25 protein-coding genes and 1 pseudogene are annotated in these 21,045 nt (G+C 34.4%); 20 read left to right on the top strand and 6 right to left on the bottom strand.

Annotated features, from left to right (window positions below):
- Positions 1-140: 140 nt before the first annotated feature.
- Positions 141-590, top strand: coding sequence for a GNAT family N-acetyltransferase (locus ILS93_RS02995; protein WP_064475685.1), 450 nt, complete (start codon positions 141-143; stop codon positions 588-590).
- A gap of 39 nt (positions 591-629) precedes the next feature.
- Here ILS93_RS02995 and ILS93_RS02990 read toward each other — a convergent pair whose 3' ends face one another.
- A complete protein-coding gene (locus ILS93_RS02990) occupies positions 630-1,640 on the bottom strand; it encodes a sulfite exporter TauE/SafE family protein (RefSeq protein WP_064475974.1) in 1,011 nt (336 codons plus the stop codon).
- A 98-nt stretch (positions 1,641-1,738) separates the two neighbouring features.
- On the opposite strand from ILS93_RS02990, the gene ILS93_RS02985 reads away from it, so the two are divergent.
- The 6 genes from ILS93_RS02985 (at position 1,739) to ILS93_RS02960 (ending at position 6,673) form a co-directional block, all read left to right on the top strand.
- Positions 1,739-2,536 carry a VOC family protein gene (locus tag ILS93_RS02985; RefSeq protein ID WP_098111786.1) on the top strand — a complete coding sequence of 266 codons (798 nt, stop codon included), beginning with the start codon at positions 1,739-1,741 and terminating at the stop codon, positions 2,534-2,536.
- Positions 2,537-2,550: 14 nt separating this feature from the next.
- On the top strand, positions 2,551-3,489 hold the full coding sequence (locus ILS93_RS02980) for an aminoglycoside phosphotransferase family protein (RefSeq protein ID WP_103656004.1): 939 nt from the start codon (positions 2,551-2,553) through the stop codon (positions 3,487-3,489).
- A 13-nt stretch (positions 3,490-3,502) separates the two neighbouring features.
- On the top strand, positions 3,503-4,246 hold the full coding sequence (locus ILS93_RS02975) for a metallophosphoesterase family protein (RefSeq protein WP_098111784.1): 744 nt from the start codon (positions 3,503-3,505) through the stop codon (positions 4,244-4,246).
- Between the two features lie 112 nt (positions 4,247-4,358).
- On the top strand, positions 4,359-5,027 hold the full coding sequence (locus ILS93_RS02970) for a nucleoside/nucleotide kinase family protein (RefSeq protein WP_103656005.1): 669 nt from the start codon (positions 4,359-4,361) through the stop codon (positions 5,025-5,027).
- A 43-nt stretch (positions 5,028-5,070) separates the two neighbouring features.
- Positions 5,071-5,613 carry a GrpB family protein gene (locus tag ILS93_RS02965; RefSeq protein WP_002168100.1) on the top strand — a complete coding sequence of 181 codons (543 nt, stop codon included), beginning with the start codon at positions 5,071-5,073 and terminating at the stop codon, positions 5,611-5,613.
- 235 nt (positions 5,614-5,848) lie between these two features.
- On the top strand, positions 5,849-6,673 hold the full coding sequence (locus tag ILS93_RS02960; protein ID WP_098103113.1) for a DUF2785 domain-containing protein: 825 nt from the start codon (positions 5,849-5,851) through the stop codon (positions 6,671-6,673).
- Positions 6,674-6,830: 157 nt separating this feature from the next.
- Here ILS93_RS02960 and ILS93_RS02955 read toward each other — a convergent pair whose 3' ends face one another.
- Positions 6,831-7,703: a hypothetical protein gene (locus tag ILS93_RS02955; RefSeq protein WP_098103114.1), complete on the bottom strand. Its 873-nt coding sequence runs from the start codon at positions 7,701-7,703 to the stop codon at positions 6,831-6,833.
- A gap of 177 nt (positions 7,704-7,880) precedes the next feature.
- Here ILS93_RS02955 and ILS93_RS02950 point away from each other — a divergent pair, with 177 nt between their 5' ends.
- Positions 7,881-8,195, top strand: a complete 315-nt coding sequence (locus ILS93_RS02950) for a DUF3892 domain-containing protein (protein WP_098111782.1) — start codon at positions 7,881-7,883, stop codon at positions 8,193-8,195.
- Between the two features lie 86 nt (positions 8,196-8,281).
- On the opposite strand, the gene ILS93_RS02945 is transcribed toward ILS93_RS02950, so the two are convergent.
- Positions 8,282-8,722 (bottom strand): YaiI/YqxD family protein, encoded by a 441-nt coding sequence (locus tag ILS93_RS02945; RefSeq protein ID WP_064475674.1) that lies wholly within the window; start codon positions 8,720-8,722, stop codon positions 8,282-8,284.
- A gap of 81 nt (positions 8,723-8,803) precedes the next feature.
- Positions 8,804-10,246, bottom strand: a complete 1,443-nt coding sequence (gene pdxR / locus ILS93_RS02940) for a MocR-like pyridoxine biosynthesis transcription factor PdxR (protein ID WP_064475673.1) — start codon at positions 10,244-10,246, stop codon at positions 8,804-8,806.
- A gap of 124 nt (positions 10,247-10,370) precedes the next feature.
- Here pdxR and ILS93_RS02935 point away from each other — a divergent pair, with 124 nt between their 5' ends.
- The gene (locus ILS93_RS02935; protein WP_222659901.1) at positions 10,371-11,282 is read left to right on the top strand and encodes a DMT family transporter; all 912 of its coding nucleotides are present in this window, start codon (positions 10,371-10,373) and stop codon (positions 11,280-11,282) included.
- 18 nt (positions 11,283-11,300) lie between these two features.
- Here ILS93_RS02935 and ILS93_RS02930 read toward each other — a convergent pair whose 3' ends face one another.
- A complete protein-coding gene (locus tag ILS93_RS02930; protein ID WP_098111781.1) occupies positions 11,301-11,768 on the bottom strand; it encodes an NUDIX hydrolase in 468 nt (155 codons plus the stop codon).
- A 96-nt stretch (positions 11,769-11,864) separates the two neighbouring features.
- Here ILS93_RS02930 and ILS93_RS02925 point away from each other — a divergent pair, with 96 nt between their 5' ends.
- From ILS93_RS02925 to ILS93_RS02885, 9 genes are all read left to right on the top strand, one after another.
- Positions 11,865-12,266 carry a DUF3980 domain-containing protein gene (locus ILS93_RS02925; protein WP_000610481.1) on the top strand — a complete coding sequence of 134 codons (402 nt, stop codon included), beginning with the start codon at positions 11,865-11,867 and terminating at the stop codon, positions 12,264-12,266.
- A 17-nt stretch (positions 12,267-12,283) separates the two neighbouring features.
- Positions 12,284-12,754, top strand: coding sequence for a GNAT family N-acetyltransferase (locus ILS93_RS02920; RefSeq protein ID WP_088048315.1), 471 nt, complete (start codon positions 12,284-12,286; stop codon positions 12,752-12,754).
- Between the two features lie 48 nt (positions 12,755-12,802).
- On the top strand, positions 12,803-13,693 hold the full coding sequence (locus ILS93_RS02915; protein ID WP_222659899.1) for an AraC family transcriptional regulator: 891 nt from the start codon (positions 12,803-12,805) through the stop codon (positions 13,691-13,693).
- Positions 13,694-13,716: 23 nt separating this feature from the next.
- Positions 13,717-14,664 carry a serine hydrolase domain-containing protein gene (locus tag ILS93_RS02910; RefSeq protein ID WP_088048317.1) on the top strand — a complete coding sequence of 316 codons (948 nt, stop codon included), beginning with the start codon at positions 13,717-13,719 and terminating at the stop codon, positions 14,662-14,664.
- A 207-nt stretch (positions 14,665-14,871) separates the two neighbouring features.
- Positions 14,872-15,240 (top strand): hypothetical protein, encoded by a 369-nt coding sequence (locus ILS93_RS02905; protein ID WP_088048318.1) that lies wholly within the window; start codon positions 14,872-14,874, stop codon positions 15,238-15,240.
- Between the two features lie 65 nt (positions 15,241-15,305).
- Positions 15,306-16,391 carry an FtsX-like permease family protein gene (locus ILS93_RS02900; protein WP_098103117.1) on the top strand — a complete coding sequence of 362 codons (1,086 nt, stop codon included), beginning with the start codon at positions 15,306-15,308 and terminating at the stop codon, positions 16,389-16,391.
- A gap of 2 nt (positions 16,392-16,393) precedes the next feature.
- Complete coding sequence (locus ILS93_RS02895) at positions 16,394-17,659, top strand: ABC transporter permease (RefSeq protein WP_179194429.1); 1,266 nt, start codon at positions 16,394-16,396, stop codon at positions 17,657-17,659.
- Entirely contained in the window at positions 17,659-18,330 is a 672-nt protein-coding gene (locus ILS93_RS02890) for an ABC transporter ATP-binding protein (protein ID WP_000522857.1), read from the top strand. Before ILS93_RS02895 ends, ILS93_RS02890 begins: the two co-directional genes overlap by 1 nt.
- 183 nt (positions 18,331-18,513) lie before the next feature.
- Complete coding sequence (locus ILS93_RS02885) at positions 18,514-19,551, top strand: SDR family oxidoreductase (protein ID WP_064475665.1); 1,038 nt, start codon at positions 18,514-18,516, stop codon at positions 19,549-19,551.
- A gap of 55 nt (positions 19,552-19,606) precedes the next feature.
- Here the strand turns inward: ILS93_RS02885 and ILS93_RS29180 are convergent.
- Positions 19,607-19,750 (bottom strand): annotated as a pseudogene (locus tag ILS93_RS29180) (DUF4240 domain-containing protein); the annotation flags it as partial.
- 136 nt (positions 19,751-19,886) lie between these two features.
- On the opposite strand from ILS93_RS29180, the gene ILS93_RS02880 reads away from it, so the two are divergent.
- Together ILS93_RS02880 and ILS93_RS02875 are read left to right on the top strand one after the other, a co-directional pair.
- A complete protein-coding gene (locus ILS93_RS02880; RefSeq protein WP_088046655.1) occupies positions 19,887-20,354 on the top strand; it encodes an NUDIX hydrolase in 468 nt (155 codons plus the stop codon).
- A gap of 21 nt (positions 20,355-20,375) precedes the next feature.
- Positions 20,376-21,020, top strand: coding sequence for an alpha/beta hydrolase (locus ILS93_RS02875; protein ID WP_088046656.1), 645 nt, complete (start codon positions 20,376-20,378; stop codon positions 21,018-21,020).
- Positions 21,021-21,045 lie beyond the last annotated feature (25 nt).

The raw sequence follows: 21,045 nt of genomic DNA, 5'->3' as shown, positions 1-21,045 counted from the left end.
TATACAAATGTTTCGCAAAAAATATTGAAAAACCCTTTAAAACTAAAAGAAAATTCTGAAAATATAATTCGACATTCATAATAAGGTCATATTTTTTGTTATAATTAAAATAACGTTTAAGCAAAAAAGGGGAAATTAACATGAAATTAGAAACAGAAAGACTCTATATAGTACCGTGTACAGAAGAGAGTATGCAAGTTGCTAACGAGCAAGGATATAACAGTGGTCCGCATATTGTAGGGCATGTAGAAAATGTAAAACAAAATAAGGTTTTATTACCTTGGGGCGCGTGGTATGTCATTCGCAAAGAAGATGACATCGTTCTAGGTGATATAGGATTTAAAGGGAAACCAAATGAGGAACATACAGTAGAAATTGGTTACGGATTTATTGAGAAATATTGGAATAAAGGGTATGCGACAGAAGCTGTAAGAGAATTAATAAATTGGGCTTTTCAAACAGGAGAAGTAGAAACGATTATTGCGGAGACACTTCTTGAAAATGAAAGCTCGATTCGTGTATTAGAGAAATTACATATGAAGAGAATTAGCACTACAGAAACGATGATTAATTGGAAAATAGAAAAATAAAAAATACCGCTCGAAGTATATCGGGCGGTATTTTTATCGTTATGGTAGCATTTGTTTTTGATCATTCGGATATCCGGTTGTCGATGCGTTAGAACGCTTGGAATGATTGCGAACAGCAATGAAAATAGAAATAATAACGACAAGACCAACTGCCACGTAAGAAAGTGAAATAATAGTAGGGTCCACTTTAAATGTAGTAAGCAGTGTACGAATGTTTGTAAAGATAATAAGGCCACCAACTAATACGCCAAGTAAATGAGAAGGAACGATGCGTACTAGCCATGCAGCGATTGGTGCCGCAACGATACCACCGAGCATGAGAGAAAATACCCAAACCCAACTTACTTGTTCCCAGCCAAGTGAAATGAAGAATCCGATTGTTGCAGCGAGTGAAACCGGAAACTCGCTCGTATCTACAGATCCGATAACTTTTCTAGCTTCATTTCCTCTTGCTAGAAGCACAGGTGTCGTAATCGGGCCCCAGCCACCACCACCAGTTGAATCAACGAATCCAGCAAATAAACCAAGCGGAACAAGTTGTTTTGCAGACATACGTTTTTTTGAAGTGACAATTTGTTTTTGAATGAGGAATCGTAATAAAATATAAACCCCTAAAGTAAATAAAAATACGGAAATGTACGGCTTAATTACATCCCCAGGTAAATTGCTTAAAAAACATGCTCCAATAAATGCGCCAATTGCTCCTGGTAATGTAAGCCTGGAAACGGTATATTTATCAACGTTTCCAAATTTGATGTGAGATGCACCAGAAGCGGCGGTTGTAACGACTTCAGCTAAGTGAACAGATGCGGAAGCTACAGCCGGTGCGATACCAAACATTAATAATAGTGAGGTAGATGTTACCCCGTACGCCATTCCAAGTGCCCCATCAATCAATTGAGCGAAAAATCCAATAATAGCAAAGACAATTAATTTCTGCATAAATAATCCCCCTGTAATAATAAATGAAAAAGGCACTTTTCCCGTATGAGAAAAGTGCCTTTGGTTTTTCCAATCAGCAATAATTAAATTTGTTTCATTATAATACATATTAATCGTATAAATCAACTAGGTTTTAAAGTTTTTTGAATTGAATGAAAGAAAAATAAAATATACAATAAAAGGATGGAGAGAAAGGGGAGAAAGACATGTTACGATTCGATCATCTCGTACACGCGGTACATGGTACACCGGAGGAAGCGGCAAAACAAATGCAGGAGCATGGATTTCATACTGCAGTAGGCGGAGAGCATATTACTTGGGGTACTTGGAATAGTTTATGTTATTTTGATTTATCCTATATAGAATTTTTAGCAGTGCAGCATGAAGAAAAAGCGAAGAAAGCAGACAATCCATTAGTACAAGAAACAGTAGTGAAATTAGAAGACGGAGAAGGAATGCTACAAATCGCAATTCGAACAGATGCCATTGAAGACCTAGCAAATAATTTTAGTAAGCACGGTTTACATACGATAGGACCATTTGAAGGAAAACGTATAAGAAAAGATGGCCGTCTTTTAGAGTGGAAAATGTTATTTGTAAAGCAAGAGGAAAACGGACCGAAATTACCTTTCTTTATAGAATGGAATGAAACGGACGAAGAAAGAAGAAACGATTTACGTAACATAGGGACGATCACTGAACATAAAAATAAAGTACAACAAATTGAAACGATTCATTACGCAGTGAAAAATGTTCGAGAAACAGTACGGAAATGGAAAGAAGTAATGGGGCTAACTGCAAGCTCAATCACAAAGAATGAAGAATGGAATGCGGAGTGTCAAAGCGTATCATTTGGTGATGTTCATGTGCAGTTTTGTGAACCAATAGGAGAAGGGTTAGTACTAGAACGTTTGAAGCGTCATGGCGAATATCCATTTGCAGTGGAGTTTAAAGGTGAAAATAAACGAGAGCATGAAGTGTTAGGTAGTTTGTACATATATTGATAGAGGTGAACGTTGTGAAGGAAATGCTTAGAGAGATAGAGAGACAACTAGAATGGCCTCGTATTGTAAAGTGTACAGCTATTTCAAAAGGTTTTTCACATGAAGAAAAATATAAAGTTGAATTAAAGAACGAAGAAACTTATTTTGTGAAAGTATGTGATGCTGTTCATTTTGAACGTAAACAAGAAGAATATACGTATATGAAACAATTAGAGTTATTACATATTCCAACGCCCAAGTTAATTCATTTCATAAAACTTGAGGAATTAAATAAATGTGTACAAGTATTTGAATGGGCCCAAGGTGTAAATGGTGAAGAAGGTTTAGGGAAGCTATCGGTGGAAGAACAGTATAATGCAGGAAGAAAAGCAGGAGAAGTACTAAAGAGGATCCACTCAATTGGAAGAGAAAGTGCAAGTAATAAATGGGAAACGGTTCGATGGAATAAATACGAAAGATACGTAGAAGCGTTAGCAAACTATGAAATAGACTTCCTTAATTTGAAGCCAGTATTAAGTTTTGTAGGGGAGCATAAACAATTATTGAAAAATCGCCCTATTACCTTTTTACACGATGACTTCCATCCAGCAAATAGTATGATTCATAATAAGAAATTTATCGTTATCGATTTTGGAGGATATGATTTTGGTGACCCAATACACGATTTTTATAACGTAGCGATTTTTACTACAAGAATAAGTAAACCATTTGCGGTTGGACAAGTTCACGGTTATTGCGGAGGCGATCCGTCAATCCACTTTTGGAAACTGTATTCATTATATGCAGCGATGACATTCCCAGCGGATATCGTATGGACAAACCGAACTACACCACATTTAGTAGAGGATATGAAAGAAAGATTGAACCGAATTATAGAAGATCATAATCATTTTTCATCTTATATTCCAAAATGGTATCAATCACAACATGAGGATATAATAAACAATAAATAACGGAGGGATTCATTTGGATAAAATTGCGGTAATTTCAGATATACATGGTAATATTCCGGCATTAGAATCAGTACTGAAAGATATTAAATTAAGAGGAATTGAACGTATTATTTGTCTTGGAGATTTAGTAGGAAAAGGTCCGCATTCTAGCGAAGTAATTGAAATCGTTCGTAAAGAATGTGAAGGAACCGTAATGGGGAACTGGGATGATTTCATTACAAAACCGACTGAATTTGAAGCGTTAAAATGGCATCAAAAACAATTGTCAGAAGAACAAAATGAGTATTTAAGAAGCTTACCATTTTCAATCGAGTTTTATATGAGTGGGAAACTGATTCGTATGTTCCACGCTTCACCGAGAAGTTTGTATGAAAGAATTCAACCACATGCAACAAGAGAAGAGCGTATTAGTATGTTCGAAAATAGTGAGCTCACAGAGAATATAGAAGGGGAAAGAAAACCAGATGTCGTTTGTTACGGTGACGTTCACCAAGCATTCGTTCAAAATTTCAGAGGGAAAACGTTATGTAATGCTGGTAGCGTAGGTAATCCTCTGGAAATTACACAAGCTTCTTATTTAATATTCGAAGGAACTTACAATGAAAAAGAAGCAGCGAGCTTTTCCATTCAACTCGTACGTGTACCGTATGATATTGAATTAGCTATCAGACTAGCAGAAGAACTCGATATGCCAGAAATTGAAGAATACAAACAAGAATTACGGACTGCATTGTATCGAGGGTTTAAGGGAAAGTAAGCCAATCATAATATATCAACGATTCGAAATAGGATATCGACTTACCGACAAATAATGAAACGAATTGTTACCTATAATTATATTATGTAAACTGATTGTAGGAGGAAATATCTTGAACCGAATACAACGCATGAAAGAAATTGTAGATCATATTTTAAAATTAAACTTAACCCATCCAACAAGAGTTGGAGTAAGTGGTATTACAGCTTCAGGAAAAACAACACTTGCAAACGAACTAGCTGAAGAAATAAAAAAACGAGGATTACCAGTAACACGCGCCAGCATTGACGATTTTCATAACCCTAGAGTGATTCGCTATACACAAGGCAAAGAATCAGCAAGAGGGTATTATGAAGATGCACACGATTATACAGCTTTCAAAGAAAGGCTATTAAAACCTTTAGGACCTAACGGGAATTTACAGTATGAAACGATTTCTCATAACTTAATAACGGACACCCCTGTACATAATACGCCGCTAGTGGCCTCGCCAAATATGGTGCTAATAGTAGATGGAACATTTTTATTGAAAAAAGAAATTGAGTATCTATTTGACTATAAAATTTTCATAGATACAGATTTTGAGATTGCGAGAAAACGTGGTGCAGAGCGCGAGACTGAGGCTTTTGGAAGTTATGAAGAAGCAGAGAAAATGTTTATAAACAGATATCATGCGGCTTGTAAGATGTATATAGATGAGCATAATGCGAAAGAATGTGCAAATGTTATATTTCAGAATAGTAATTTTGATGATCCGGTAGTTGTATTTAAAGGAATTTAAAATCTTTTATATAACAAAAAGTTCGTGAAAGGGGATGCGTCGGGTGGATAAAAAAGATAATCCGAACGATTGGCCTGTATGGGCGAATGAGTCAGTAGAGATAGTTAATGCAAATCCTGATTGGCAAGATAAAGGCCGATATGAAGAACGGCAACTTTATGAACTGCTTACTCCTCTCGGTATTAGCAAAGTAATACATATAGGAAGTACATCCATACCTGGTTTACCTGCAAAACCTATCATTGATCTAATGGCTGAAACAGACTCATTTGATAGAGTGCTCGATATTTCAGCAAAATTGGCTATATATGATTGGCATTATGTAGGCCCGGAATTAGATGAAAGACCTTGGAGAAGGTTCTTTGTGAAAGTGAAGAATAATAGGCGTGTAGCTCATCTGCATTTGATGGTTAAAGGAACTGAACGATGGGAGCAACAACTTTTATTTCGTAACCGCTTACGAGAAAATCCACAATTAGTTTATGATTATTCAAATCTAAAGCAAGAGTTAGCAAAAAAGTTTAACCAAGATAGAGAAGCATACACAAAAGCTAAAACAGAATTTATTAAACAAGTTCTAAAATGATTTAATTTTTGATTGTAACTACGTTTGAATATAAATGAAAAAAATACTTTATTTTATAGCCTAAACTTACATGAAATGCATGTAAACAAAGTGAGAGACCGCGAAGTTCTAATGTATTTCCTTTTATTTATCAGGATAAATTATATATAATTGAATCAAGTTCATATAAGGATAGGCAATTAAAGGGGATAAGGCGGAAATAAGTTAATAAAGTAAAAAGGGGACAGGAAATATAATGAATGAAGTACTAGAATTAAAAGAAGAACTACTACAAATTAAAAATAATAATTATGCTGTACCAGAAGACGTAGATGCATATCCATATGCGCAGTGGATGCTAGATTATATCGGTTCACCTGATGCTGAATTACGTGATGATTTAATTTATAGTACGCTTCACACATGGATTACAAATGATGTGTTTAGACAAAAAGAATTAAGAGGGTTAATGCTACAAGCGATTAGTCCTGATTATTTATTTTATAAAATTGGTGAAAAGGGCACAGACTCTGTATTTAAACGTGCATTCTCCGTATTAATTCCGCCACTTATTTTATCTGTTCATGAAAGAGAACCACTGTTATCTGAAGAACAACTATACAGTGTGGCAGAACAAGTGCTGGAATATGTATATTTAGAAGAAGATGTAAGAGGATACGTAGAAGGAAAAGGCTGGGCACACTCTACGGCGCATGCGGCTGATGCACTAGATGCGTTAGCACGTACAATACAAAATCGTGAGTTTTCATATGCAATACTAGCTGCTGTTCGTCAGAAGGTTCGATTGAGTGATTACGTATATGTACACTTTGAGGATGAAAGATTAGTAGCGCCAATTATGTCGTTACGTAACCAAAATATTTTAATTGGAGAAGAGTGGAGCAATTGGCTACATAGTATAGCAACTGTTGAAGACATCCGACATCCGCAGCATGCTATTTTAGTACAAAATATTAGAACTTTCTTAAGAAGTTTTTATTTTAGAGTTTTAGAGGCAGAAGGTAGTACAGCCTTTACAGATGATATATTGGAGACTTTGAAGGGTTTGCGTAGGTATTAAAAAATCACTAGATGCCATTATAAATGAGTATGTAAGAAAAGAATAAGATTAAAAAACCGATTATACATGTAGGCTCTCTACAAAAATAATCGGTTTTTTAGTTGAATTGAAATTTTAGACTTAACTATACACGAGCGTATATGTCATAACGAGTTTATTAAATATGTAATTGTGGATTTTCTTCATATAAACTATTCACATACTGTTTTAAATTCTTGATGAACAATAAAATATCTTGACTAGGCATTCTAGCATGTTGAAGATGAAACATGTTTCCTTTCCCAATTTCAAATTCATCTGAAGTTAAAGTAATAGGGATATTTTTAAAGACATGCCATGGGAAATATAAGTGTACAAAGGTTTCTCTAAAATATATACCTGATTGACAAATTAATACTCCATCAGATCCTTTCCCCATATTCCCAAGGACAGACGTATCTAAAAAAGCAATGATTTGTTCTTCTTTTGGAACGATAAATCGTGCCTCAATTGCTTTTAACTTTTTGTCTGAAATATGAGTGTCTACAAATAATCCGTTATCAGGTTCTAATAATTCATTGTACGTTTCAAATAATGAGCAAATGGATTTTATCTCATCCATTTTTATAACTGGATGTATATCATGTTGTTTTGAATTTCGGAATGAATTCGTAAGAGCTATAAGTAATTCTTTAAATAACAGTGGGGGATAATCACTCCCGTTAATATTGAAGCTTTTTTGTGCATCAAAAGATAAGAAACCATCTTTATCAATTTCAATTTGTTGCACTTCAATTAATTGACCCCATTTTAAACTTCCTTTACTTAATAACCAATTTTTCCAGTATAAACCCGAACTCGTAAAGTAAACACCATACTTGCCTAATCCAAATAAATTACAACTTAAAAAAGCAATAATTTGATCATCCGTTGGTATAGAAAAACGTTTTTTGGCAATTGATAAGAAATCTTTAGGGATTCTAGTAACATAAAATCTAGATTGCTGATACTCTAAACAAATATCAGTTAAACGATTAATATCTATATTCATCTTAGCCATTCTCCATTTCAAATTTCGTTTCGATATAATCAATTATAAAGTTGACAGGAAAATAGTAACACTTAAATTTAGCTTAAATTAAGAAGTAAAGTCTTGTAAGTTGATAAAAAAGTACATAAAACCAACACCTCCCAACCATACTAATAAAATGTGTTGGAGGTGAATGTTATGGATAAAAAAGACTTTGAAAAAGTTTACAATGATTACTTACATCAAGGAGAAGAGCAAGCGCAATTTGAAGTAGACCATGAAGTCAACTCAGGAGCAGAACAAATTGTTGCCGTTCGTAAAAATGATGATGGTGATTTAATAGCGTTTAAAACAAGTAGCGGGAGAGAGTTAGATTATGTAGCTGCTCTTAGTGAAGCAAAATCAGGGAAGTTAGCTCATGTGGACGTATTTCATAAGTATGGTAGAGATATTATACGTAGTGAACCGGATGGAATAAAAGAAAATAACTTAGATAATTTACCTTCATTTTAAAAGGGTAAACTTCAAGAAGAGAATGTTCATTTGGATATTCTCTTCTTTGTTTTGCGAAGTTTTCCTAGCAAATAGACGATTCATTTTTAAAGTGCGATCATACTTTTAAAGAGCTCTCTAAATTTCTCTTTATCTTCTGCTGTAAATGGTTTCGGTCCCTTTGTACGTTTACCACTTTTTCGAACCATTGCACTTAAATATCGTGTTTGTAACAATTGTTCAATGTTATCATTCGTATACTTATAGCCTTTATGATGTAGCACGATACAGCCTTTTGCTAAAGCAAGCGAAGCAAGACCGTAATCTTGCGTTACGATTAAATCTTCTTTTTTTGCTAACTGCATTATGCGGTAATCCGCAGCATCTGCTCCGGAATCAACATAAATTGTTTCCACACCTTTTGGTTGTTCTGCATTAGAATAATGAGAAAAACTAGTAACGAGGGTTACAGGGATTTCTGCATTCGTAGCCTCTAAAATAATTACATCTTTTACAGGACAAGCATCTGCATCAACGTAAATTTTCATTTTTATCACTCCTATAACTAGGTTCGTGTTGATAATAATGGTAGATTTTTCTTTTGTCAAACGATAAAGCTTTATGTAAAGTCATTTTCCACAAACTAAAATAGCTTCTCGCAAACGAGAAATACCTTCCTCAATTTGATTAATATTCACTTTTCCATAAGATAAACGAATATAACCATCTTTCGCACCGAAAATACTACCGGGCATAAAGGCGATTTCTTGTTTTAAACTTTGCATAATGAGTTGTTTTTCGTTTATCGGTTCTTTTAATTTTCCCCATATGTATATACCGCCAGTCGGGTTTGAAAAAGAGATTTTATCGTGAAGTTGCTCATTTAGGGCGCGAACGATAACGTCTCTTTTTTCTGCTAATTGTTTTCGTAACGGTACGATATGAGACTGAAATGGTACAGTTTCGAAAAATTGTTGCATAAGCCACTGCGGGAAAATGCTCATACCTAATTCCATTTGGTGCCTTGCGTCAGATAACCTTTCTACTACAGACTGCGGAGCGACAAGCCAGCCAACTCGTAAACCTGGTGCAATCATTTTAGATAAGGAATGTACATAAATGACAGTTCCGTTTTCATCAATCGATTTTAAAGTAGGGCAAGGTTGTTTCTTTTCTAACGTAAGTAAGCTGGACGGATCATCTTCCACAATCGCAATTCGTAAGTCTGCGCAAAGTGATAACAGTTTTTTTCTACGGTTTGGATGAAGCATTGTGCCCGTAGGATTTTGGAAGTTTGGATTTAAAAATATCATTTTAATACGGTGCTTTCTATATAACTCTTGCACATCGTCTGGGTTAATACCGTGTTCATCGACAGGTAATGGGAAAATACGAATACCTGCTGATTGGAATAACGGTAAGGAATAACAGTGTGAAGGACTTTCGAAAGCAACTGCATCACCTGGATTTAATAAACATTGTACGATAAGGTGAAGTGCTTGCTGTGCGCCAGATGTAATCATTATGGATTGTTCAGTCGCTTCAACTTTTAAATATTCTTTCATATATTTTACGACCGCTTGTCTTAGCGGGAGATAGCCTTGCGGATGATCATAACTTAATGAATGCGTTAACGGTTGTTCTCGTAAAATTGTCTGTAGTTGATCGTGAGGATAAAGGTTACAACCGAGCTCGCCGTTTGCGAAATCAATGATATTTTCATTTTGTTGTACTTCTGCCCGAATATGGCGAAGTAACGGTAAGTTTGGTAAAAAAGTACCACCTTCTACGAAATTTCTCCAATTCGGAGTTAATGTTGGAGAAACGCCCCACATATGTGTACTTACACGTGTCCCTTTACCAGTCGTACTTTCCACAATCCCCATAGCACGTAGTTCATTATAAGCAGTCGTTACCGTACTTCGGTTTACATTTAACTGCGTAGCTAATTTCCGTTCGGAAGGGAGGAAGCTTCCAGGAGGAAGTTCTCCGTATGTAATACGTTTCTCAATAAAGTCAACTACTTGCTGATAAATTGGGATTTTACTGTCGTTATCTAGCTTCCATTCCATATAAACGCCTCCGCATCTCTTATATACATTAAGTATAACAAATTGGCTGGGGAAAAAAACAGCCAATTGGACGGTGCTATATCCAGCCAATTTTACTATGCTAAATATGGAAGGGGAGATTCGGATGAAACGATGGCAAATGGAGTGGCTCCTAGTATCAGTAGCATTAGTATGGGGAGCAAATTATACAATTGGAAAGTATGGCATGGCATATATGTCATCCATTCAATTTAATAGTTTACGATTTTTAGTAGCATCTCCGGTATTATTACTTATTACATTTTTAATGGAACGCTCATTACGTATTGAAAGAAAAGATTGGTTACGACTAGTAGCAGTCGGTATCGTTGGTACGGCAATGTATCAAACGATGTTTATGCTATCTGTGAAATATACTTCAGCAACGAACGCCTCATTATTAATTGCGATGTCACCTATTTTTACAGGGATATTAGCAGTATTGCACAAACAAGAACGTTTTTCGATGAAAGTACAAATAGGTTCAATAATAGCGTTTATTGGTGCAGCATTCGTTTTATTAACAGGACATATAGGAGGAGCTACTTACGAATATGCGTGGCTCGGAAATGTAATTGGATTAGTCGCAGCAATTGCGTGGGGATGGTATCCAATATTAGCGCAACCTCTTATTACAAAGTACTCCGCAATGAGAGTTACATCATGGTCTACTTTAATTGGAATTGTACCACTAGTTATATACTGTTTATTCAATGTAAACTCTTTAACATGGCCAGTAGATACGCCAAGCTGGGGTTCACTAGCATATTCAATCATCTTTGCGACCATCTTCGGACTAGCAATGTGGTATGTCGGTATTAGTCAAATAGGCTCAACGAAAGTAATGGTTTATATGTATCTCGTACCATTGTTCGCAGTTATCTTTGCGGCAGTTACAATTGGAGAGCAAATTAATATGATGCAGCTCGTTGGCGGTCTTATTATCTTTATCGGTTTATATGTTGTAAAAAAAGGCGGAATCAAAAAGCCTGCACTTAATTTGAAAAAAGTAAGTTAGTAGTAAAAAGGATCTCTTTCATATAGAAGGAGATCCCTTTTGTTTTCGTAATAAAAGAGCTTGCTCAACGGCCCATTTTTGATGATCATGAATGAGAAGCTCTACAGCAAGTAAAGGAGACATCCACCTTAGAACATGATCATCCTCACAGTTTTCAGTTTGTTTCTGCACCATGTTCGCAATATAAAAGAACCCGTCATTTAAATAATATATATCTTCCTTTTCTGCATAAAAATATCGAGCCGCATTACCGATATATTGATCAATTTCAATTGCCCATCCTAATTCCTCTAGTAGTTCACGGTGCAAACACTCTTCTTTTGTTTCATTACCTTCCATACCACCACCAGGTAAAAAGTAACGGTCTGCTTTTTGGATAACAGCAATCATTGAAGAAGATGAATGGAAAATAACTGCATAACAACTAGGTCTTAATACATAATGAACGGTACGCTTTTTCGAGCTAAACGTAAGTTTTGAAATCATAAAACACGACCTTTCTCTATAAAATACATAAAAGGGATATTAAGGTAAATGCAGAATGATATAAGTATAATCTTAATAGATTGGAGTGGTAACAACATGATAAATCGAAAATGTTCAAGGTGTAAAGAGATAACGGGTACAATACATGGGGGTAAAAAAATTAAGGAAGAATTTTTATGTGAGGACTGTTTGCAAAAAGGAATTGCGAGCGGGGAAATCGAATTATCACAAGTGGAGAAAGAACAAACTTCGTATCTTTCTATAAAAATATTAAAAATAATGAGTGTTATTTATTTAATAGTATCAATTATAACCGCTTTTTCTGCTGGAGCATTTATACAGGATCCAGGGCTTGGTGGAATATCTTTTTCAATAACAGGTGCAGTTGGTGTTATGATAATTGGATCGATATTTCAGTCTGTTCTTGTATTTTGTGGAATATGGGTATTCATCCTTTTAGTAGAAACGGTTATTAAAATTTATGAAAAAATGAAGTGAGTGAAAGGGAGAAACATATGCAAGTAAGAAACATCCAAGGGGAAGATTATGTAAAGATTCATTCTGTTTTAAATGATTGGTGGGGCGGTAGAGATATGGCTGCTATGTTGCCAAAACTGTTCTTCGTTCATTTTCAAGAAACGAGTTTTATCATTGAAGAAGATGGCGAAACGTTAGGTTTCTTATGTGGATTCTTTTCACAAACATATAAAGATGAAGCATATGTTCATTTTATCGGTGTCAATCCGAAGTATAGAAGAAGAGGAATCGCATCGACATTGTATTCTTATTTCTTTGATATCGCTCGTGCAAATAATCGTAAAGTTGTAAAAGCAATTACGTCACCAATTAACAAAAAGTCGATACAGTTTCATCAAGAAATCGGTTTTCGAATTGATGCCGGGGATGATGAGATAGAGGGTGTATCGGTACATACAAATTATGATGGGAATGGCGGTAGTAGAGTTTTGTTTTTGAAAAATGTATAAAAGTAGGCTAGCTTAACGTTAGCCTTTTTGTTGTGAGGAGATAAAAGTATGGAGAGTAAACAAAGTAGAAATGAGTACTTAAGACGCATTTATAAGGTACAAGATTATATAGAATCAAACATAAATGATTCAATTTCAATTGAAGAGCTAGCGGATGTAGCAGGATTTTCAAAGTTTCATTTTCATCGGATTTTTAAGGGGATCGTAGACGAGCCATTATCACGGTATGTAAACCGATTGAAGTTAGAAAGGGCAACGAATCTACTTACATATCGCGCAGATATGACGATTACGGATATCGCTTACCATTTTGGTTTTACAGATTCAGCAGTTTTCTCCCGCACATTTAAAAATTATTACGGAGTAAGTCCGTCTCAATATCGAAACCACAATAGCAAGAATTGCAAAGACGTAAGCGGAACTTCTCAATACAATGAGTGTAAGAAGGTTCGAGGAAATGTTGAAATTGTATCAGCAGACGATATAAACGTCGCATACATAAGGCATATCGGTACATATGAAGAGTTAACGATTGCTTTTCCAAAAATGATAGAGAAACTATTTTATTACGCATCGAAGCAAAACTACCATGTATTCGAGGATACGAAAGTATTAACCATTTATCATGATCATCATGAATTTACAGAAGACAATCATTTAAGAACGAGTCTTTGTATAACAATTCCGAATGAATCCGCAGTAGAAACGAGTGACATTGGAATAATGGTAATACCTTCAGGCAAGTATGCGATAGGCCATTTTGAAATATTCCAAAACGAATATAAAGGAGCATGGGATTTCTTATACGGCGAGTGGCTACCAAATAGCGGATATAAACCGAGAAATTCGTATCCTTTTGAAATGTATAAAAATGACCCAAAGCAGCACCCGGAAAATAAACATATAGTTGATATATATGTACCTATCGAACCTTTTTAATCATTGATTAAGGGGGAAGAACAATGCAAACTGCTGAAAAGTTAGATCAGATTATAAAAGAAGAATATGAAAATATGAATGGTATGTTAGTAGTACAAAAAGGTGATGTTATTTTTGAAAAATATTATAACGGTCACGGTCCAGATGATGCATTTCATATAGCGTCAGTCACAAAAACGATTATTTCTGCGTTAATTGGACTATGTGTAGATAAAGGCTATATAAAAAGCGTTGATCAAAGAGTAATAGAATTTTTCCCGGAATATAACGTTAATTCATCTGAAATAACAGTACGACATCTTCTTATGATGAAAGCTCCACATCCTTTCGTAGACTGGCAGGAACCGTTAGAAGAACTATGTACACAAGAGGATTGGATACAGTATACACTTAATAGAATGGGGAATGGCGGAGAAATCGGATCTTTTAAATACTCATCTGCAGGAGCTCATATACTATCAGCGATTATAACGAACGTAACAGGAAAAAGTGCGCGTGAATTTGCGAATGAGTACTTATTTCAACCACTCGGCATGAGAAAAATCCCAAACTACAATATGAAAGCATTTGGATTCGATGACTTATTCGGAAAAGATGTAAAAGGATGGGTTCATGATCCAAATGGTATTTCGACAGGCGGCTGGGGACTAACGTTAACAGTTAAAGATATGGCTAAGTTTGGACAGATGTTTTTGAATGAAGGTATTCATAATGGAAAACAAATACTATCAAAATCATGGATAAAAGAATCGACAGAAATGAACCAAAATCAATATGGTTACTTATGGTGGTTACGAGAAGAGGCTGGAATCTTTTCATACTGTGCAATGGGCGATGGTGGGAATTTGATTTGTTGTATTCCGAAGAAGGATTTGGTTGTAGTAATTGCTTCTGAAGTTATGCCGAATGTACGGGATAGATGGGAATTGATTGTGAAATATATTCTTCCTTATACAGGATCAAATAAATAACGGAAGCAAAAAGATGGTGTGAATGGGAGTTTCATACCATCTTTTTCTTTTATGACGGAAAGTTCAGAGCAATGTAAGGGTTGTGTGGAAAATGTAAAAATTAGGATTTTTTAATATGAGATTATTTTTTTTATGTATAATGAGGACAAGGCCTGAAAATACTTAAATATTTAAGTGAATATTTTAAACAAGGGAGATTGAGTTTATATGAAAAACTTACTTCAAAAAACTCTAGCTACTACAGGGTTAACTGCTTGTTTATTAGGTATGGTTTCTTCCGTTTCATTTGCTTCGATTAGTTGGGATTCTTATGGGAAATGGGAAGGGAGCGGAGGAAAGGCTACCGGACACGCCTACACTGCGCAAACAAATGAACCTCATTTTTACAAGATGACTGTAAGGGCTAGCTTTGATGATGGGTCTTCTAAAGAGGTAGAAAAGAATAATGCTAAAATTACAGATCGTGTGAACGTTAAAGTTTCATCCAGAGGGCCAATTACCACTGGTTATTCGGGTCATGAATGGGTAATGAAAGGGGATAGTGCCTACACCTCTAAGGAAATGGTAATTAGATAACAATCAACAAAAACCGTGAAAAAGGATAAATACCTTTTTCGCGGTTTTTAAAATGAGGAGGATATATGAATTTAGTATTAAAAGAAATAGTGGTAAACAAAGCAATATTCATTATGTTATTTATTGCGTTTGTATTGACAATATGGCCGATACTTATAGCAATGTCGACGAAAGATTATTATGATGAGAAATTTTATGATAGAAAAAATGGTTATTTTAATTATTACTATTCCGTTCAACTTACTAATATAGGGGAATTAAATTTCAAACAATTCCAGACGTTAGTAGAGACTGATTTTAAAAATGCTAGTGTTATTACAAATGATATTCGTATTACTATTCCGGGTATCGGCCGAGCAACAATGAATGGTCTCCTTAATAAAAATTGGTCTCCACCTTTGCTAAAAGGTTCTCAGATGGAACAAAATGAAGAAAATAGTGTAATAGTCGGGAAGAAGATTTATAAGGATACGGAAACAATAAAACTATTTAATAAGGAATATACAGTTAAAGGTGTAGCTGGAGCAAATACTGGATATGAGTATAATATTAAAATTTACGTCGCTTTATATGATATGCCAGATGAAGTGAAAAAAATGATCCAAAATGAAAATACATTCCAAATGATCGTTCGTTCTAACGAAAACCCTATAAAGGAAATAAACACTTTCATACAGCATATAAACCAGAACAATAAAGATATAAATGCCAAAGTGATAAGTGAAAAAGAGAATTTTGAGAAAGAAAAAAACTCAAGTAAAGCTGTGAAAGAGTTATTAAGTTTTCCATTTAGGCTTTTTTGTATAGCTTTAATTACCAGTATAATAGTAAGTTATTATTGGATTTATACGAAGAAAAAAAGTCTTTCGCTAAGGAAATCTTTGGGAGCAAGTAATGTAAATCTTTTTATTTTTATATTTAGTCAATTATTTTTATGTGCAATCATCGCATCAGCCTGTGCGATATGCATACAATGGATTTTTAGCACTTTGAGTGAAAGTATTATAGAGTCTACAAGCTATAGCATTAGTTTACAGCCTACTCATATTGTAATGTGTGTATTTCTTTCACTTAATATAGCTTTTATCCTCTCTGTTATACCATTTGTATATGTGCTTAAAAGTGAACCTGCTAAAGCATTAAAGGAGTAAAAATGATGAGAATAAAAAGTGCGTTCATAGCATTAAAAAAGAGATTTCTATTTTCGGTACTTCTTCTAATACAGATTACATTTGGATTAGCAACTATAACGAGTTCAATTAATGTATTTTATAATTTACACCATCTAAACGATAAATCCAGCTCAGCATTAAATGTGGATAAAACATATTTAGTTACTTTTGAAAGGACGACAGATAGGTTACAAAGCAATCAATTTAATAAAGAGCAAATTCAAGCGGTTTATAATACAATTCATCAAAATAAAGACGTGATTTCGTATGGTACATACGAGGAGAGTTTAATTGAAATAGAATCAAGTAATAGACCACTTCAAAACAATATGATTGCTGATTTGAAACATAAAACGTTTCACGATGAAAGACCTACTGTTCAAACAATTGTTGTAGATGAAAATTACTATAAATTATTAGGTTTACATTTAAAACCTAAAGAGGGTTTCTTGCATGAAGATTTTCCAAAAAATAGTGAAGAAAAAACAAAAGTATTAATGGGTTCTTACTTTAAGAAATATTTTCAAGTTGGGGATACAATTAATAATCAATATACAATTATAGGCTTTTTACCAGAGAATAAATTTATCGTAGATAATAATACAACGAACGTTTATTTGAAGTTGGATTATGCAATGATAATGCCTATGTCATCTAATAGATATGAAAATTATGAAGGAATGTTTTTAAGACTGCATCAAAGTACAGTTTTACATTTACGAAAAGATGCAGATGTAAAGAAACTAGAAGAATCAATTCAACTTAAAGGAAACGGTGGAACGTTTCATTTGAAAAATTTAGGTGATGAAATAAATATAGATGTTACTCTTAACAGCTATTCTGAATTACCTCAACTTATAGTAGGAATCTTATTCATTCTATTCTCGATCGTCGGAATGGCGGTAACAACCATCGTTTCTATCTTAATGAGAAAGAGGGAATTTGGTATAAAAATAGTTTTTGGCGAAAGTAAATTTGGAATGTTTATTCAAATTGTTTTAGAAAACATTATTGTAGCAATAGCGGGCTTAGGAATGTCAATAGCTTACTTTTCATGGAGGTATGGGAAGCTGCTGCAAATGTCAAAGGATTTTAAAGCAGTATCGGCATTAGACTTTAAATTGGACATGCCTATATTATTTTTAGTATTTCTTTTCTTATTATTGATCATCATTGTCTCGAATGTAATTGTCTTCTTATTTATTAGAAAACTCGAACCGAAAACATTAATAGGTGGGATGGAATAATGGGTTTAATTGAACTAATAGATATTAAAAAGGTGTATAGTAACAAGAATCACAATACGTTCGCCTTAAACGGTATAAACTTAACAATAAATAAGGGCGAAATTATAGCAATAATGGGGCGATCAGGCTCAGGGAAAAGTACACTATTAAATGTTATAGGGTTAATTGATATGCCAAATGAGGGTGAATATACGTTAAATGGAAAACCATTAAATGAAATTAGAGCGAATAAAGTTCATAAAACAAGAAATGAAATGATTGGATTTATTTTTCAATATTTTGCATTGTTAAAAGAACATACTGTACTGGATAATGTAGCACTACCACTCACGTATAGAAAGCTAAGGAAACGAGAAAGAGAAAATAAGGCGAAGTTCTATTTAGAAAAAGTAGGTTTAAAAGAACATATGCATAAAACACCGGACGAGTTATCAGGTGGACAACAGCAGCGCGTCGCAATTGCTAGAGCGTTAGTAGGCGAACCAGAATTAATATTGGCTGATGAACCGACTGGAAATTTAGATAGAAAAACAGGAGAAGAAATTATGAGCTTGCTATTACAACTGAATGAAGAAGGACGAACAATTATTATTGTAACGCATGATATGGAAGTAGCGAATAAGTGTAATAGAATTATTGAGTTAGTTGATGGGGAAATTGTGCAGAGTTAGTAATTCAACAAATATACAGTAAAATAATTATATCTAATTTAAGAATCCGTATTGATTAATTTTTCAAAATGGATTCTTGTTTATTTGTAGAATTAAAGTAAAATAACAAATTCCCCGTAACTTTCCAGCACAAAAAATCGTTTAACAAAAGAAAGGATTTTTAATCACGAATGGGGGAGAACCATGAAGATTTTAATACTAGGTGGTACACGATTTTTGGGAAGAGCTGTTGTAAAAGAGGCTTTGAACAGAAGGCATGAAGTTACATTATTTAACCGCGGAACAAACAAAGAAGTTTTTCCTGAAGTGGAGCAGCTTATCGGTGACAGAAGTGATGATGTATCAAGTTTAGAAAATCGAAAATGGGATGTTGTCGTGGATACGTGTGGGTTTTCTCCGCATCACATTAGAAATGTTGGAGAAGTACTGAAAGATAATATTGAACACTATATATTCATCTCTAGCCTTTCCGTATATAAAGATTGGATTCCGCATGACATAAAAGAAGACTATATATTACAACCTGAACCAATGGAAGAGCAAATAAAGGCTGTAGAGAATGGTGAAATATCTCCTTATGAGCATTATGGTGCACTGAAAGTATTATGCGAAAAAGAAGCAGATAAATATTGGCCAGGGCGTGTTTTACACGTAAGAGCAGGACTTCTTTCAGGAATGTTTGATTATACAGATCGACTAACATACTGGATTCAGCGTGTAGCAAAAGGAGGTAAAGTGTTAGTACCAGGCAGAAAAAATCGTCCAGTGCAATTCGTTGATATAAAAGATGTCGCGAGCTTTGGACTCAACATGGCAGAAAATAATAAAGCAGGTACATTCAATGTTACAGGTCCAAATTATGAATTGACGATGGAAGAGCTATTAAATACGTGCAAAAAGGTTACGAATAGTGATGCCGCATTCGTTTGGATAGATGAATCGTTTATGAATGAACATAAAGTGCAGCCTTGGACAGAGATGCCACTATGGCTTCCTGAAACTTTTTTATTAGAAGGTGAGACAAAGCCTTGGAAAGGTGGTTTTTATATTAGTATTGAGAGAGCTGTTAAAGAAGGACTTACTTTTAGGAAATTAGAACATACAGTTACAGATGTGTATGAGTGGATGAAGAGTGTGGACGAATGGGAATTAAAAGCAGGTATTTCAATTGAAAGAGAAAAGGAGCTGTTAGATAAGTGGAATGAAACAAAGAGAGTGTAAATAAGGATTCTATGAAAACAGGACTCTGTCTATTGGTTAAACAGAGTCCTAATATTTATCTCGGTTCTTCCTCATACATTTCCCATAACCTAGGAAACATCTTTTTCAAACCTTTTTCGTCATCTTCATTCCAGTCAAACTCGATATCTATATCGTCGAATTTTTCATTAGATAAGACAGGATAAAGTGTAAAGTAACTATATCCCTGTAATGATAAAAAATCAGAAGATTCAAAAACTATTGAATGAAATAGAAAAATTTAGTAATCTTATTTGTACAGCACATACATAATAGTTTTATAGCGATTTTCAAATAAAGTATAGGGGGCAATCGGTATGGATCTAACATTTAAAGTTGAAGAAACATGTTTTAATTATCGGGTCGGAGCAATTTGTAAACATGATAATAAAATACTCATTCTGCAAGGTGACGGTGAAGATTTTTGGTACGTACCAGGCGGAAGAGTGAAAATGCTAGAAAATAGTGAAGATGCGTTACAACGAGAATTTGCAGAAGAACTAGCTGTTCCTATTAAAGGGAAGAGATTAATATGGTCAGTAGAAAATTTCTTTACACTTTCTGAGAGGAAGTTTCATGAGATTAGTTTTTATTATGAAGTAGAGCTACAGGAGTTACCTGCAAATGGAGCGGATCAATATATTTTGGAAGAAGAGGGTGGAACATATCTATTTAAGTGGGTGCCGGTAGAAGAGTTACATGCATATAACTTACAGCCAGCATTTATAAAAGAGAAAATAAAGGATATCGCAGTTCATACAGAACATATCGTTTTACAAAAGTAAACGTATTCGGAGGAGAAAACGGTGAAGGGGACTAAAAAAGAGGTACATATAAATGACAAGGTAATTCGTTACACACATATCGAAAAAGGTTCTAGTACGGTTTGCTTTATGTTCTCAGGTTCAGGATACAATTACGATAAACCGTTATTTTATTATGCGACGATGCTTATGCTCGAAAATAAAATAGATGTAGTACATATTCATTATTCTTATGACGAACAAGTAATGAATAAACCAATCGAAGAAGTAACGAAAATAATGATGGATGATATTAATCCTGTAATGAAAAAAGTATTAAAAGGTGAGCAATACAATCATACAATGTTTTTAGGGAAGTCACTCGGAACGATTCCGATTGCAAATGATTTAATGAAGAGGGAAGAGTTTTTACAGTCAAAAATGATACTACTTACACCTTTACTAACTTTTGATTCCATTTTTGATTCGATCCTACATAGTCATCATGAAGGGCTATTAGTAATTGGAGATAAAGATCACCAATATAATGCAGATCAAATCGATCAGTTACATAAAACGAATTTACAAATTGAAGTTGTCAAAAACGCAAATCATTCTGTAAATGTTGGGGGATTGGAAACAGAGAATTCAATTGAAGCGATAGCAAAAATAATAGGAAAACTTAAAGAAGTTGTTAGGACAAACTAACCTATCAATACATGCAAAAAGAGGT

The organism is Bacillus sp. 16GRE42, assembly GCF_019837435.1.
Taxonomy (GTDB): Bacteria; Bacillota; Bacilli; order Bacillales; family Bacillaceae_G; genus Bacillus_A; species Bacillus_A wiedmannii.
This window is presented reverse-complemented; position numbering and strand designations above follow the sequence as displayed.